This is a genomic window from Bacillus sp. MM09(2025) (assembly GCF_050496725.1).
Lineage (GTDB): Bacteria > Bacillota > Bacilli > Bacillales > Bacillaceae > Bacillus > Bacillus pumilus.
In genome coordinates, this window is record NZ_JBNWEN010000004.1 from 2,364,543 (window position 1) to 2,377,808 (window position 13,266).

Here is a 13,266-nt window from a genome sequence, read left to right on the forward strand (position 1 = left end):
AAAAGGAGAGGCACAATGAAAATACGTTCACTCCATATCGCCCATTTTGGAAAATTTTCAAATCGGACCTTTCACTTTTCTGATGACGGTTTTCAGCTAGTTTACGGGCTGAATGAATCGGGGAAAACGACATTGAAAACGTTTATTGAATCGATGTTATTTGGTTTTCCGAAAAACAAGATGTACAAGACGAAGCAAGGTTCTTTTTATGGTGGTTCCCTCACTTGCCAAGATGACGAGTTAGGCGTCATCCATATTGAGAGAACATCCGATCGCGGTGGGCAAGCACAGGTGTTTTTACCGAATGGTGAAGTGAAAGACGAAGCTTTTCTACAGACATTTTTAAAGGGAACGGATCGCAGATTATATCAATCAATCTATTCGTTTGATGTGTTTGGACTTCAAAATGTCCAAGCCTTGAATCAGGACCAGATAGGCGAATTTCTACTTTTCTCAAGTTTATTTGGCTCAGATGCAGCCACCAAGATGGATAGCAGGCTGCTAAAGCAGCAGGAGCAGCTGTTTAAACCAAATGGCCGCAAGCCTGAATTAAATCAGCAGCTTGATCGCTTAAAAGAGCTGACAGGTCAGCTGAAACAAGCGAGATTGGCAGAAGGCAGCTATATCGAAAAGAAACGGGAGCATTCTGAATTAACGGAGACGATCGAAAAGCTTCAAAATGAAATGAAGCAAGCGGAAGAACACCTTCAGAAACTGACTGAATCCATTCAAGTGTATCCCATGATTGAGAAAAAAGTGGAGTTGAAAAAGGAATTAGCCCGCTATCCAGACCGAGTCAAACGTTTTAGAGCAGAAACTGAGCATGAGCTGGATAAACTAGAATCACACCTTCACCCGAAAAAGGCTCAATTGACTGCACTGAAACAGAGGTTAGATCATTTGCAAACCTCACTCTTACAAGTTCAACCGCTTTATGACAAGGAAACCTTTATGGAGATGAAACGAGTCGTAGATGAAGCATCTAATGTTGAGCTTGTGAAAAAGCGCATAGCAGAGTGTCAAGCAAATCGTGATTCATTGAAACAAAAAATAGACGAAGCGGTAGCAAAGTTAAACTGGGAGCGCCCGATAAAGCTCGAACAAATCGACGATTCGCTTGAATTCGAGTGGGAATTAAAGGAGATTGTCACTCAATACGTTCGTCTCATGGACAGAAAAGCGCAGTTAGATGAACGATTTGATCACGCAAGACATGAGCTGGACGAAGCAGAAGCCGCGCTAAAAGGATTAAAGGAACAAGAAGTGAGACTGCGCGGAGCAGAAGATGAAGCGAAGGAGACAAGATCGAAAAAGAAACGGGTTTATTCCCCGGCGTTGTTATTCCAAGGCTTGATCGCATTTGATGTGTTGTTTCTGTTTGTTCTATTCTTTTTAACAGAGTGGTGGATCACGCTCTCGTTTGCGGGATTTTCTGTTTTTCTCTTCTTTGTCATTTACTCATCCAGTCAAATGAGCCCTATGAAACAAAGAAACGGCGAAGCCGCCTTAGATTCCTTTCAAGTGCAGGCAGCTTCAGCTGAAACACTTATGAGGCAGAAGGAGCTGCTGTACGAAAGAATCATACGGCAATATGAAGACTGGGAGCTAGAGCTGGAGCCTGTCCAGCAGCAAGTAGAGGAAAAGAAAAGACAGCTTGGCTTGTCGTCTGAGCTTTCTTTCCTAGTAGAGGCCTTCCATATTCTAAAACAATTAAAAATGAATACAGCGGCATATGAGGAGCTTCAGCGTGAAATAGAAGAGCTCTCCGATCAGCAATCGATTTATGAGCGCAAGGTTTCAGCGTTAACCAGTATTCTTCAAAAAAAGGAAGGAACTATTCAGGAGAATATTTCAGCCTTTCAAGAGATATTGGAAGATGAGGCGAAAAGAGAAAAAGAACGTCAAACATTACATGTATCCATTCAACATGCGATGCAGCAGCTCGCGACACTAGAAAGTGAAATTCAATATTACGAAAAACAAACTGATGAGCTTTTTCATCAAGTAGAAGCAGAGTCCAAAGAAGATTACCAAGTACTTTCTCATCTATCGAAAGAATACCGGGAACGGCTTTTGGAGCTGCAGCAGCTGAATCAAGAGCTTCATAGAAGCGGTTGTTTTGATGAGGAGGAATGGATTAGTCGCAAAGGACTACTTCTCCTTGAGGAGGAGTGTGCAGAAGCAAAGCAGCACCTTCATGACATTCAATTGAATGCGGAGAATATGGAAAAGCGTTTAGCAGAACTAGCAGTGGAAATCCGGCAAATAGAAGCTTCTGGAACGGTGTCTGATTTGACTCATCAGCTTGCCGCAGAGCAGGAGCATGCGAAGCACCTCGCAAAAAAATGGGCGGCCATTCAGCTTGTCCGCTCCGTCATACGAGAAAAATTGAATGAGCATAAAGAAACAAGGCTGCCTGCATTGCTTCAAACAGCCTCTGGTTTTATTCAACCGTTAACAAATGATCGTTATGAAGCAATTTTATTTTCACCTGAAGATGATTTCCTGATGGTGAAAAGAATGGATGGACGATTATTCCGTCCAGAGGAGCTTTCACAGGCAACGTGTGAACAGATCTATCTAGCGATTCGTTTTGCGCTTGCTTTGTCTCATCAGCAAGATTGTCAGCTTCCGTTTATGATGGATGACAGCTTTGTTCATTTCGATCACGTGCGTTTAGGCAGAGTGCTGGAGATGATGAACGAACTCACACGTTTTGAAACACAGCTGTTTTATTTCACCTGTCATGAGCATATGAAGCAAGCGGCAGAAGATGGACAGGTTACGAGTTTAGCAGTGGAATGATTGACAAATAATGACTTATGTTATACTTATATGAGCAGAAACATGGAAGGAGCTTTTATTGAATGGCTAAAGGGATCATGACCTATGATGTCGGCGAACAAGTTGACCTGCATTTATTAATTAAATCATCTACTAAAGGGATTGCGAGTAATGGCAAACCATTTTTAACGTTAATTCTTCAAGATCAGAGTGGAGATATTGAGGCGAAACTATGGGATGCGAAGCAGAATGATGAACAAACCTATGCCGCACAAACCATTGTGAAGGTAGTAGGCGATATTCATCATTATCGCGGGAGGAATCAGCTGAAACTTAGGAATATACGCCCTGTTGCTGAAAATGAGCAAATTCGAATCGATGATTTTCTCGAAACAGCTCCTATTCCAAAGCATGATATGATGGATACGATTATGCAATATATTTTTGATATGAAAAACCCTAATATACAGCGTGTCACAAGACATTTGCTAAAAAAATATGGACAGGAATTCGCTGACTATCCAGCAGCGACAAAAAACCATCACGAATTTGTCTCTGGTCTTGCTTATCACGTGGTGTCCATGCTGCATTTGGCTAAATCAATTGTTGATCTATATCCATCTTTAGATCGAGATCTTTTATATTCAGGCATCATTCTTCATGATTTAGGAAAAGTCAAAGAGCTTTCAGGCCCAGTCTCAACCACCTATACGGTGGAAGGGAATTTAATTGGTCATATTTCGATTATGGTGACAGAAATTGCGAAAGCTGCTGAGGAGCTTGGCATTGATTCAGAAGAAATTCTGATTCTACAGCACTTAGTCCTAAGTCATCACGGAAAAGGAGAGTGGGGCAGCCCAAAACCACCAATGGTAAAGGAAGCCGAAATTCTCCACTATATTGATAATTTAGATGCGAAGATGAATATGATGGATCGTGCGCTTGAGCATGTGAAGCCAGGAGAATATACAGAACGTATTTTTGCGCTAGAGAATCGTTCATTTTATAAACCAACCTTTCACGAATAACCATGTCAAAACGTCCGCTTATGCGGGCGTTTTTTTCATAACTTGTCTTCTCTTTGCATAAGCATGTAATACAAGGGAAGAGAGAGCTGTTCTGAAAAAAAGGAGGCGATGAAAAAATGTTGTTTTTTCCATGGTGGGTGTATGCATGTATCATTGGCATTATTTTCTGTGCGTATAAATTAATGACAACGGCCAAAGAGGAGCAAGAGATTGATCAATCCTTTATTGAAAAGGAAGGAGAAATTTTTATCGAGCGAATGGAGCAAGAAAGAGAGCGCAGACGTCAGGGGGAGCAAGTGAAAAGATCCCAGGAAACGTCGGCACATGAAGATCACTCGATTGCTTAAATCTGGTCATAAAAAACCCCCTCTGCACGTTCATTGCAGAGGGGGTTTTTGTGATTATTGACCTTGTTGATTTTGTGCGGGTTGTTGAGACTTTTCTTTGAACGTGTTTTCAAGCTCTTTATCTTTTACTTTCACATCTGCATCTTTCACCAATTTGTTTAAGATGGTTTGGATTTCATTTGTGTCTGCTTGTTTTTGATTAGTTAGTTCTTTTTTCAAGTCTGCTTTCATGTCATCGTATTTACCGCGTTCTTCGGTCTTTTTAATGATATGGTAGCCGAATTGTGATTTCACTGGTTTGCTGATTTCATTCACTTTTAGTTTGAATGCAGCTTTACTGAAGTTTTCGTCCATTTGACCTTCTTTTGCGAACCAGCCTACATCTCCGCCTTGTGCAGCTGAAGCGGTATCAGTTGAATATTCAGACACAACAGCATCCCATTTTTCACCTTTATCTAATTTCTTTTCCACTTCGTCAGCTGTTTTCTTATCAGCTACTAAAATGTGGCTTGCGCGGATTTTGCCTTTTAGGTCATCGTAATACGCTTTTACTTCTTTATCAGTGATTTTGATGTTAGCTTTGGCAGCCTTTTGAGTCAGCAGCTCATATTTTACTTGATCTTTGATGTAATCTTTTCCGAATTCATCTTGAAGTTGTTTTAAACGATCTTCACCAAGTGTCTTTTTATATTCTTCCATTTTCTTATCAATTTCTTTATCAGATACTTTGTATTTGTCAGCAAGAACCTTTTGTTGAACAAGTAGATTTAAAGCATCTCCACCTGCTTGTTTCTTAAGAGTTGTATAAAGCTCTTCTTTTGTGACATCTCCTGATTTTGTTGTTGCGATGACATCTTTATCACCGCTACTGCATGCGCCAAGAGTTAAAACACTAACTGCTGTTACAGCTGCTAAAGCCATTTTTTTCATTCAAAAAACACTCCTAATCTTTCCAATTTATTTATCATTGCTTGTATCATAACATATTGTGACACGCTGTAAAAAGAAATGCAAATGGGAGGGCATTCGTCTAGTCAAAAATTTGCGCGCGACATACACATATAGTGATCACAAAAAGGAGGCTGAATTATATGGGAGCAGGATATTCTAATGGATTTGCTTTATTGGTCGTGCTATTCATTTTGCTGATCATCGTTGGTGCAGCATATCTTTATTAATTAAATCGCTGTGACAGAAAGGAGCCGTCCTGCCATGCGTGCGGGCGGTTCTTTTTTTAAACGATGACAGGTGCCTAAACGTTTTCAATTTTATTGCATACACTGAGCTTAGAACAGAGGAAGAACTGGCAGGAGGTGTTTTACATGGGAGGAGAAGTCTTCGCTGGCGGTTTTGCACTAGTCGTCGTGTTATTCATCTTATTAATCATTATCGGTGCATCTTGGATTTGCTAATTAATCAATATACACAAAAAGCTGCCCTCAAACTGGCAGCTTTTGCTTTGATCTTAAATAGATATGGTAATTTCAACAAATGATGAGATCAGTAAGATCAGTATCGATACATTGATAAAGCGAAACACCTTATCTTGCCGTTCTTCAGGAATCTCTCTGACAAGGCATAATGTATTAGTAAGCCTGTTTATTGAATACACAATAAACGCGGCAAAGACGATGAAGTAAAATAAAACTATCGGAGATCCCCCCTCTCTATGCTATTCCCATACTACATTACCAAATTTTTTATGAAAAAGATAGAAGTTGGCTTTAAAAACCTCATGATGAGGATGTTTGGTCAACTAAAATATCAAACTCGTCTTGGGCTTGATCGATGATGCAGGATTTAGGTGCTTTAAGCAGTTTCCATGCAAATAAAAAGTCAGGCAAACAATAGCCTGCATGAATACTTGCGATGATGATAAAATAGTGTGCATACATAGGAAACGCCACACCTAACACAAAGTAAACCGGTGAAATCACACAAAATGGACTGAGAAGTGAATAAAGCATGATGTTCTTTGGCACACGCTGCCAGCAATTTCGTTTAAATAGCGTCATTTTTTTCTTGTTTTTCATCACTGGGATCAAGTGAATCACACGGTGGACAAGCAATGTCACAAGTAAAAGCATAGCAAAAAGCGGTGCGTTGTGACTGCTTAGTCTCGTTTCAGGATGAGTCAGTTGAAAACATAAAAAAGCCGTAATGAAAAAAAGTATAGCAAGACTTATGGCTGAAATCAGCAGTCTTGTATAACCATAATCCTTTTCAAGATTAATGGTCTTCCAACAATTCATTTTTCATCCTTCCAATCTTAAAAAACTAATTGAATATCTCAAGATAATTTACTCTTCCTGAGGATAAAAATCAATGGTTTTCATGAAAAAAAATAAAATGTTGCCTTCATATGGAATAAAGAGAGGAAACTTTGGGTTTTTCAAGAAAAAAAGACAGAAGAGGGAGGTTCGTCTCTTTCGTCAATGAGTAATTTCGGCTAGAATAGAAAGACTAAGAGAAAGAGGGAACGTACATGAGTATTGAGGAACGAATGAGCCAGCTTGAATATTATATGGAACTTTTGCTGACGGCGACCGATATGAGCCGTTATCCATATTATGCATTATTGATCAGACAGCGGGTATCGAAAGAAGAGGCGCAGGAAATTGAGCGTATTTGTGCTGAGCTTTCAGAGGAAATGGACAAGCAAAAAGCACAAGGCTACGTCATGTTTGACGATATGCTTGCGCTTTTTGCAGGACAGTTAATTGAAAAGCTGGAAGTGCATGAGACGATATTTGCATTGCATGATCAAGGGCTGTTTCAGCCGTTAATGAATGAATTTATAAAGATCATTAAACAATTTGATTTGCTTTAGCCGCTTTTTCTGCTGCATCAGCTGAGTCTTCAAGTTCCTCAGGTTTTTTCGTGACTTTTCCTCGCTCATTCAAAAAGTCTTTCTCAATGTTTGAAAACGATTTCTCAAAAATCTCCATGAAGTCCTCACCATAGATGTTTCGGATAATACACATCATTTCTAAAATCTCAGGGAACTTTCCGTAAATGTCATGAAGCGGCTGTGCGCCTTTGACAATACCAGTTCGTGCCGGGTCATAATCTTCGAGTAGTTTATGGAATGTCTCTTCGCCTTTTGGCGTTAGCTCAATATACGTATTGCGTTTATCGTTTAACTTTTTAGAAAATTTTAAAAATCCTCGTTCCTCCAGTTTCTTGGAGAAGTTAAACGCCGTTGATACATGCATGACGCCAAACTTTGCAATTTCTGATATTGAAGCTCCTTTTAATTGATACGCAATCCACAAAATATGATGTTCATTGATATTTAGGTTATACGGTTTGATCCACTGCTGCCAGTCCTTTTCAATGGATTTCCAAAGAGCTTTGCTCAATTGGGCCATTCTTTGACTGAATAAAAGTGCTTCTTTTACATCGAAAGGCTGTTCCGAATGATTCATCCATTTCACCTACTTCTCTTTTTCTTGTAATTCTATTATGCCAATAAAATAAAGATTAATAAAGCTGAAAATTCAAGAATTTTTAAAACTCATGAAAAACATTGACAAAATAACCTTTTTTCAACAAAAAAAGTGCGGGATACGCACCCCGCACACTTTTGTAAACGAATATTTTTTCTTGAGTATATTAGTTTTGTAAGGTTTTCTCCAGTTGTTTGAGCTTTTCTTCAATTTCCTGAATTTCCTTTTGCAAATCCTGCTGATGAGGTTTGATTTCTTCGCGCCATTGCTGAATCGATGTTTGTAATTCAGTTCCGACTTCTTTAATAACCTCTGCGCTTTCTTTTGCTGTTTCAATAATTTGCTCTTTTAAAGCTTGTCCATCTCTTTTTAATCTTGTCAGCGTATCTTCGAATTTGTCATAGCCGTCTTTCATCTTTCCGCGCACATCTCTGCCAGAAGAGGGAGTCGTCAGGAGCACTGCCGCACCTCCGAGGAGACCGCCTACAAATAATCCTGTTAATAAAGAACGTCCACTAGCCATTCAAATCACCTCTAGTCAAATTTTACACATTCGCATGTTCTCTCTGAGCTGACGATCAGCTTCATTGAACTTCCATACATAGCTTGCTTTATTTTAGCATACTTTTGAAGAAAAGGGAGGGGAGAAGGTTGTCTGTCTTTCTGTTCGTTTTTACGTGTATCGGTGTCGTTTTTACAGGTGGTTCTATTCATTATGCAAGACAGCTGGGGTATGCAGGGTCTTATCCGCCAAAACATGTATTAAAGCAAAAAGCACTTGTGTGTGCGGCAGGTGCAGGAATTTCGCTCCTCATTTTGCTGCTGACCCTTTTTCTTTTATAAAAGCATGAAAAAAACCTCTTCATCTATTATGAAGAGGTTCGATTATTCGTTAAGCAACTTCTATCATTCTTGCACGTCTGAGAATGGACTGTGCAATTGGGAAGACAAATACCATGGCAATGGTATTAATCACGGCTGCTGGCAGGACGACGCCTACAAGAAGTGCCGGTAATGCAGCTGGCAGTCCAGTGATCAGTAATGCGGCAGATAAGAAAATCACGCCGGATACGATGGTTCCAATCGCAGTTAACACAGCGGTCAGCACTACTTTGTTCTTTATCTTCATGCAAGATAGGAAAAGGGCTAAGAAGATAAAGGCTGTCACTGGTTTATCAATCAAATTTGGAATTTGTCCGCCTGGGAAACCTGTTGTTAATGCAGAAATGGCGCCAGTTACGAGGGCAATAACCACTACATGCTGTACCTTTGGGAAAAGGATGATGCTTAAAAACATCATGACCAGCATCATATCAGGTTTCATTCCGAAAAAGATGGGCGGGAAAATCGTATGCAAAACAGCTCCCATTGCTGCAAGCAATGACATAATCACTAATTCTTTTGTTTTCATTTCTATGCTCTCCTCTGCTAAGCTCTTAGAACTCTCCAATAATATGGCTCATCATTTATTGCAAGAGTCATCACTTTATATTTCTCGTTATTATAACAAATTTATTTCTCTATAGAAAAGCTTTTTCACTCATTTTCTTGCTGGAACTTTTTCATAAAGTCCGCAAGCTTTTGGCAGTCTTCAATCGATACCGCATTGTAAATAGAAGCTCTGCATCCACCGACAGAACGGTGGCCGGCAAGTCCAACCATTTGTTCCTGCTTTGCTTTCTCTACAAAGGAAGCAGTGAGCGCATCATCACGAAGGGTAAACGTGACATTCATATGCGACCGGCTGTCAGTGCGTGCGTGTCCTTTGTAAAAACCGCCGCTTTGATCAATTGTGTCATAGAGAATGCCTGCTTTTTGTTCATTGCGTTTTTCCGCTGCTTCTACACCGCCAGCCTGTTTGACATGGTCAAGGACAAGAGACAGCATATAAATCGCAAAAGTCGGTGGTGTGTGATAAAGAGAGCCAGCTTTTGCGTGTGTTGAATATTTTAATATTTTCGGTGTGCTGCTTTTCTCTTTTTCTAATAAACGTTTGCGCGCGATCACAATCGTGATACCAGAAGGCCCTAAGTTTTTTTGTGCCCCAGCATAAATGAGATCAAATTGAGAAACATCGATTTTTTTGCTGAGAATATCACTGGACATATCCGCAATGAGCGGTAATGATGTACCAGGGAACGTTTTCCACTGAGTGCCGAAGATCGTATTGTTTGATGTGATGTGTAAGTAAGCGCCATCTGTTAAATCGGAGGCATCTACTTCTGGAATATACGAGTAGTTGTCGTCTTCACTTGAAGCAAACACAGATGTTTCACCAAACCCTTTTGCTTCTGATAATGCTTTTTCTGACCAAGCGCCTGTTTGAATGAAATGAGCCGTTTCGCCTTCATTTAAGAAGTTCATAGGAATCATCGCAAATTGAAGGCTAGCTCCGCCCTGTAAAAAGAGGACTTCATAATCTTCAGGAATGTCCATCAGTTCCACCAACAGTGCTTTTGCCTTATTGTGGACTTCTTCATATTCACCGCTGCGATGAGACAGCTCCATCACAGACATTCCAGTTTGTTTAAAATCAACAAGTTCTTCCTGTGCTTTTTGAAGCACTTCTAGCGGCAGTGCCGCCGGACCAGCATTAAAATTCGTCGTTCGCTTCATCACAATCTCTCCCTATTTCTCGCGTTAATGGATCAAAAGATAAAACCATCCTATCACAAATTTGAAACAATTGGACAAAAAATTTGAATCGTTCTAAATATCTTACTATTAAGAAATGAAGGGGATAAAAAGAGGGGGCAGGAATGAGAAAAACCTCATCTATTAAGATGAGGTAAGGCGAGTATGGATGGCAGAAGAAATGTCTTTTAAATCCTCTGACGTGTATTGATCTTGATGTGATTTCCATACGGCACCAAAGCCATCGCCTTTGCCGTAACGCGGAATGATATGCATATGGTAATGGAACACAGATTGTCCAGCTTTTTCGCCGTTGTTGTTTAAAAGGTTTAATCCAATGGGTTCAAATTCCTGTTTGATGGCTCTTGCAATTTTCGGAATCGCTTGGAAGTAGTGATTAGACACTTCTGGTGTCATTTCGTAGATGTTTTCTTTATGTATTTTCGGGATTACAAGGGTATGCCCTTTTGTTACTTGGCTAATATCTAGAAAAGCCAATACATGCTCGTCTTCATATACTTTTGCACATGGAATGTCTCCATCAATGATCTTGCAAAAAATACAATCGCTCACGTCATGTCACTCCTCATTCATTTTCCTTCATCGTATCACAAAAATGAGCAAAAAAGAAAACAGGATAAGCGAACTCCTTTGGTCGCTCATCCTGCTCCTGCAGAAGAAATGCTGATGCTTTCATTCGATATGCCTTTTGAATTCTCTATTTACTGAAATAAAGAATTCATATGCCTGCTATTTCTGCCGTAAACACCTCATTTGACGTTTTGGTTTGTCGTATACATATTGTATAGGACACAAAAATCAAGAATCAGTGAAGCAAAACAGAAGCTAAGGTTTTTAGATGAAAAACCAACTTGTCATGCGGTTCTTTGCCTTTAACAAACACCTCATTTACTTATTGGTCATCAAGTTCATTTCTTCTACATACATTATGATGACCAAGACGCCTATTTTTTATTCAGGACTTGTCTATAGGTAAACATTTCAAATTACCTTTCGTTTTTGTTACTATAAAGGAAAAACGAAAGAAAGGAACGAATTCATGTCCCTTCTCACTGTAAAAGATGTAACGGGTGGATATACGAAGAATCCCGTTCTAAAAAATATCTCATTTGAATTAGAAAGAAATCAAATCGTCGGTCTCATCGGTTTAAACGGGGCGGGGAAAAGTACAACCATTCGCCATATCATTGGACTCATGAAACCGCATAAAGGTGTTATTGAATTGAATGGACGAACCCTTCAAGAGGATCAAGAGGCGTATCGCTCGCAGTTTACGTTTATTCCAGAAACACCTGTATTATATGAAGAATTAACTTTAAAAGAGCATTTAGAGCTGACAGCGATGGCTTATGGGCTATCAAAAGAACAATTAGATGAACGGCTGCCGTCATTGCTGAAAGAATTTCGAATGGAGAAACGTTTGAAGTGGTTCCCTGCTCATTTTTCAAAAGGAATGAAGCAGAAGGTCATGATTATGTGTGCATTTCTTGTTGAACCAGAACTGTATATCATTGATGAACCGTTCTTAGGTCTTGATCCTCTTGCCATCAATGCACTGCTTGAACGGATGAATGCTGCAAAGAAAAACGGCGCTAGTGTCCTGATGTCAACGCATATCTTGGCGACAGCAGAACGCTATTGTGATTCCTTTATTATTTTGCACGAAGGGGAAATCAGAGCGAAAGGAACACTGACAGAGCTGAGAGAACAGTTCAATATGAGAGATGCGACACTCGATGATCTTTATTTGGAATTAACAAAGGAAGAAAGCTATGAGTAAAACGACACAAAGCATTTGGAAATCCCGATTAGAGGAACACATACAAGATACAAGAAAATATTTAAAATACATGTTCAATGATCATCTTGTCATTGTGCTCATTTTTTTCCTTGCAGGCGGAGCGAGCTGGTATAGTAACTGGCTCAAACAAATTCCAGCTCATTTTCCTTCCTACTGGGTCATGGCAGTTGTTTTCTCATTGGTGCTGACAAGCTCTTACGTGCGGACGTTGATCAAAGAAGCAGATCTCGTGTTTTTGCTTCCTTTGGAAGGGAAGATGGAGCCTTATTTAAAACAAGCTTTTAACTTTAGCTTCATTTCTCAGCTGTTTCCTCTCATTGCCGTATCCATTGTCGCACTCCCGCTTTATTCGGCAGTGTCCTCAGGCGGCATCAAGATGTATGTGCTTATATTGGCGCAAATGATTTTGATTAAGGGTCTGAATACAGCGATTCAATGGAGAATGACGTATTTTCAAGGAAAACAGATGAGATGGCTTGATGCAGTCCTTCGTTTTCTATTGAATATGATTTTAATCTATACCGTTTTACAGGCATCCTATGCAATCGCAATCGTTTTTTATCTGATCTATGGTGTCTATCTTGTTTACTTAACAAATGCAGTCAAAAAGCAGCCTTTTCAATGGGAATTGCATATTTCTGACGAATTAAAACGAAAACAGCGTTTTTATCGTTTGGCAAACTTATTTACAGATGTGCCTCATTTAAAGAAACAGGTGAAAAGAAGAGCCTATATGGACTGGCTTTTGCAGTTTGTTCCGTATGACCAGCGTAAAACTTTTTCTTACATGTATGTGAGGGCATTCTTACGATCAAATGACTATTTTGGTCTCGTGTTTAGGCTAACAGCCGTGTTTGTGCTGATTATTTTGTATACAGGTGCAGCAGGCTGGGTGGGCGCACTGCTTGTCTTGTTTACCGTGTTTATCACAGGTGTCCAGCTTGTGCCGTTAACGAAGCACTTTGCCCATCTTTCATTACAGGCACTTTATCCAGTTACTCATCAAGAAAAGGATCGGAGCTTTTTTATTCTCGTCCGTAACGTGCTCATCATCCAATCGATTGTGCTCAGTTGTTCAGTACTACCGGCAGGAGGATGGCAGGGAAGTGGACTTGCCCTTCTGATTTCACTGGCATTTGTACTTGTCCTCTTCAAGCCTTACGTACTCAGTCGATTGAAAAAGATGAGATAAGAAGAGATAT

At 39.9% G+C, this 13,266-nt stretch carries 17 protein-coding genes; 9 read left to right on the forward strand and 8 right to left on the reverse strand.

Translation table 11 applies throughout. The annotated features are described in order from the left end of the window. The first annotated feature begins 15 nt into the window (after positions 1-15). The 3 genes from ACQYAC_RS18135 to ACQYAC_RS18145 all read left to right on the forward strand — a co-directional run bounded on the left by ACQYAC_RS18135 (position 16) and on the right by ACQYAC_RS18145 (position 4,159). Entirely contained in the window at positions 16-2,805 is a 2,790-nt protein-coding gene (locus ACQYAC_RS18135; RefSeq protein WP_429943831.1) for an AAA family ATPase, read from the forward strand. 62 nt (positions 2,806-2,867) lie between these two features. Continuing rightward, positions 2,868-3,812 carry a 3'-5' exoribonuclease YhaM gene (yhaM, locus tag ACQYAC_RS18140; RefSeq protein ID WP_003211952.1) on the forward strand — a complete coding sequence of 315 codons (945 nt, stop codon included), beginning with the start codon at positions 2,868-2,870 and terminating at the stop codon, positions 3,810-3,812. Positions 3,813-3,928: 116 nt separating this feature from the next. Next, positions 3,929-4,159 (forward strand): sporulation YhaL family protein, encoded by a 231-nt coding sequence (locus ACQYAC_RS18145; RefSeq protein WP_058014398.1) that lies wholly within the window; start codon positions 3,929-3,931, stop codon positions 4,157-4,159. A 54-nt stretch (positions 4,160-4,213) separates the two neighbouring features. On the opposite strand, the gene ACQYAC_RS18150 is transcribed toward ACQYAC_RS18145, so the two are convergent. Further along, positions 4,214-5,089, reverse strand: coding sequence for a peptidylprolyl isomerase (locus ACQYAC_RS18150; RefSeq protein ID WP_058014397.1), 876 nt, complete (start codon positions 5,087-5,089; stop codon positions 4,214-4,216). Positions 5,090-5,250: 161 nt separating this feature from the next. Between ACQYAC_RS18150 and ACQYAC_RS18155 the strand changes: the two genes are divergently transcribed. Together ACQYAC_RS18155 and ACQYAC_RS18160 are read left to right on the forward strand one after the other, a co-directional pair. Continuing rightward, the gene (locus ACQYAC_RS18155) at positions 5,251-5,337 is read left to right on the forward strand and encodes a YjcZ family sporulation protein (protein WP_008361129.1); all 87 of its coding nucleotides are present in this window, start codon (positions 5,251-5,253) and stop codon (positions 5,335-5,337) included. 144 nt (positions 5,338-5,481) lie between these two features. Further along, on the forward strand, positions 5,482-5,571 hold the full coding sequence (locus ACQYAC_RS18160) for a YjcZ family sporulation protein (protein ID WP_017360317.1): 90 nt from the start codon (positions 5,482-5,484) through the stop codon (positions 5,569-5,571). A gap of 53 nt (positions 5,572-5,624) precedes the next feature. On the opposite strand, the gene ACQYAC_RS18165 is transcribed toward ACQYAC_RS18160, so the two are convergent. Together ACQYAC_RS18165 and ACQYAC_RS18170 are read right to left on the reverse strand one after the other, a co-directional pair. Then, positions 5,625-5,810 carry a hypothetical protein gene (locus tag ACQYAC_RS18165; RefSeq protein ID WP_072368131.1) on the reverse strand — a complete coding sequence of 62 codons (186 nt, stop codon included), beginning with the start codon at positions 5,808-5,810 and terminating at the stop codon, positions 5,625-5,627. Between the two features lie 82 nt (positions 5,811-5,892). After that, positions 5,893-6,411 (reverse strand): DUF3267 domain-containing protein, encoded by a 519-nt coding sequence (locus ACQYAC_RS18170; protein WP_426972454.1) that lies wholly within the window; start codon positions 6,409-6,411, stop codon positions 5,893-5,895. Positions 6,412-6,644: 233 nt separating this feature from the next. Between ACQYAC_RS18170 and ACQYAC_RS18175 the strand changes: the two genes are divergently transcribed. Then, a complete protein-coding gene (locus tag ACQYAC_RS18175) occupies positions 6,645-6,989 on the forward strand; it encodes a YhaI family protein (RefSeq protein WP_426972456.1) in 345 nt (114 codons plus the stop codon). On the opposite strand, the gene ACQYAC_RS18180 is transcribed toward ACQYAC_RS18175, so the two are convergent. Further along, entirely contained in the window at positions 6,967-7,587 is a 621-nt protein-coding gene (locus tag ACQYAC_RS18180; protein WP_034663587.1) for an HTH-type transcriptional regulator Hpr, read from the reverse strand. The two genes, ACQYAC_RS18175 and ACQYAC_RS18180, sit on opposite strands and share 23 nt — an antisense overlap. Before the next feature lie 187 nt (positions 7,588-7,774). Continuing rightward, on the reverse strand, positions 7,775-8,131 hold the full coding sequence (locus ACQYAC_RS18185; RefSeq protein WP_426972458.1) for a YtxH domain-containing protein: 357 nt from the start codon (positions 8,129-8,131) through the stop codon (positions 7,775-7,777). 128 nt (positions 8,132-8,259) lie between these two features. Here ACQYAC_RS18185 and ACQYAC_RS18190 point away from each other — a divergent pair, with 128 nt between their 5' ends. Continuing rightward, complete coding sequence (locus tag ACQYAC_RS18190; RefSeq protein WP_003211362.1) at positions 8,260-8,451, forward strand: hypothetical protein; 192 nt, start codon at positions 8,260-8,262, stop codon at positions 8,449-8,451. A 49-nt stretch (positions 8,452-8,500) separates the two neighbouring features. Here ACQYAC_RS18190 and ACQYAC_RS18195 read toward each other — a convergent pair whose 3' ends face one another. The 3 genes from ACQYAC_RS18195 to ACQYAC_RS18205 all read right to left on the reverse strand — a co-directional run bounded on the left by ACQYAC_RS18195 (position 8,501) and on the right by ACQYAC_RS18205 (position 10,815). Further along, positions 8,501-9,019 (reverse strand): tryptophan transporter, encoded by a 519-nt coding sequence (locus tag ACQYAC_RS18195; protein WP_426972460.1) that lies wholly within the window; start codon positions 9,017-9,019, stop codon positions 8,501-8,503. Positions 9,020-9,144: 125 nt separating this feature from the next. Further along, positions 9,145-10,224 carry a 3-phosphoserine/phosphohydroxythreonine transaminase gene (gene serC / locus ACQYAC_RS18200; RefSeq protein ID WP_429943832.1) on the reverse strand — a complete coding sequence of 360 codons (1,080 nt, stop codon included), beginning with the start codon at positions 10,222-10,224 and terminating at the stop codon, positions 9,145-9,147. 162 nt (positions 10,225-10,386) lie between these two features. Beyond that, the gene (locus ACQYAC_RS18205) at positions 10,387-10,815 is read right to left on the reverse strand and encodes an HIT family protein (RefSeq protein ID WP_024425457.1); all 429 of its coding nucleotides are present in this window, start codon (positions 10,813-10,815) and stop codon (positions 10,387-10,389) included. 487 nt (positions 10,816-11,302) lie between these two features. On the opposite strand from ACQYAC_RS18205, the gene ACQYAC_RS18210 reads away from it, so the two are divergent. Further along, entirely contained in the window at positions 11,303-12,043 is a 741-nt protein-coding gene (locus ACQYAC_RS18210; protein WP_144462446.1) for an ABC transporter ATP-binding protein, read from the forward strand. After that, positions 12,036-13,256 (forward strand): ABC transporter permease, encoded by a 1,221-nt coding sequence (locus tag ACQYAC_RS18215; protein WP_342498130.1) that lies wholly within the window; start codon positions 12,036-12,038, stop codon positions 13,254-13,256. Before ACQYAC_RS18210 ends, ACQYAC_RS18215 begins: the two co-directional genes overlap by 8 nt. Positions 13,257-13,266: the final 10 nt, after the last annotated feature.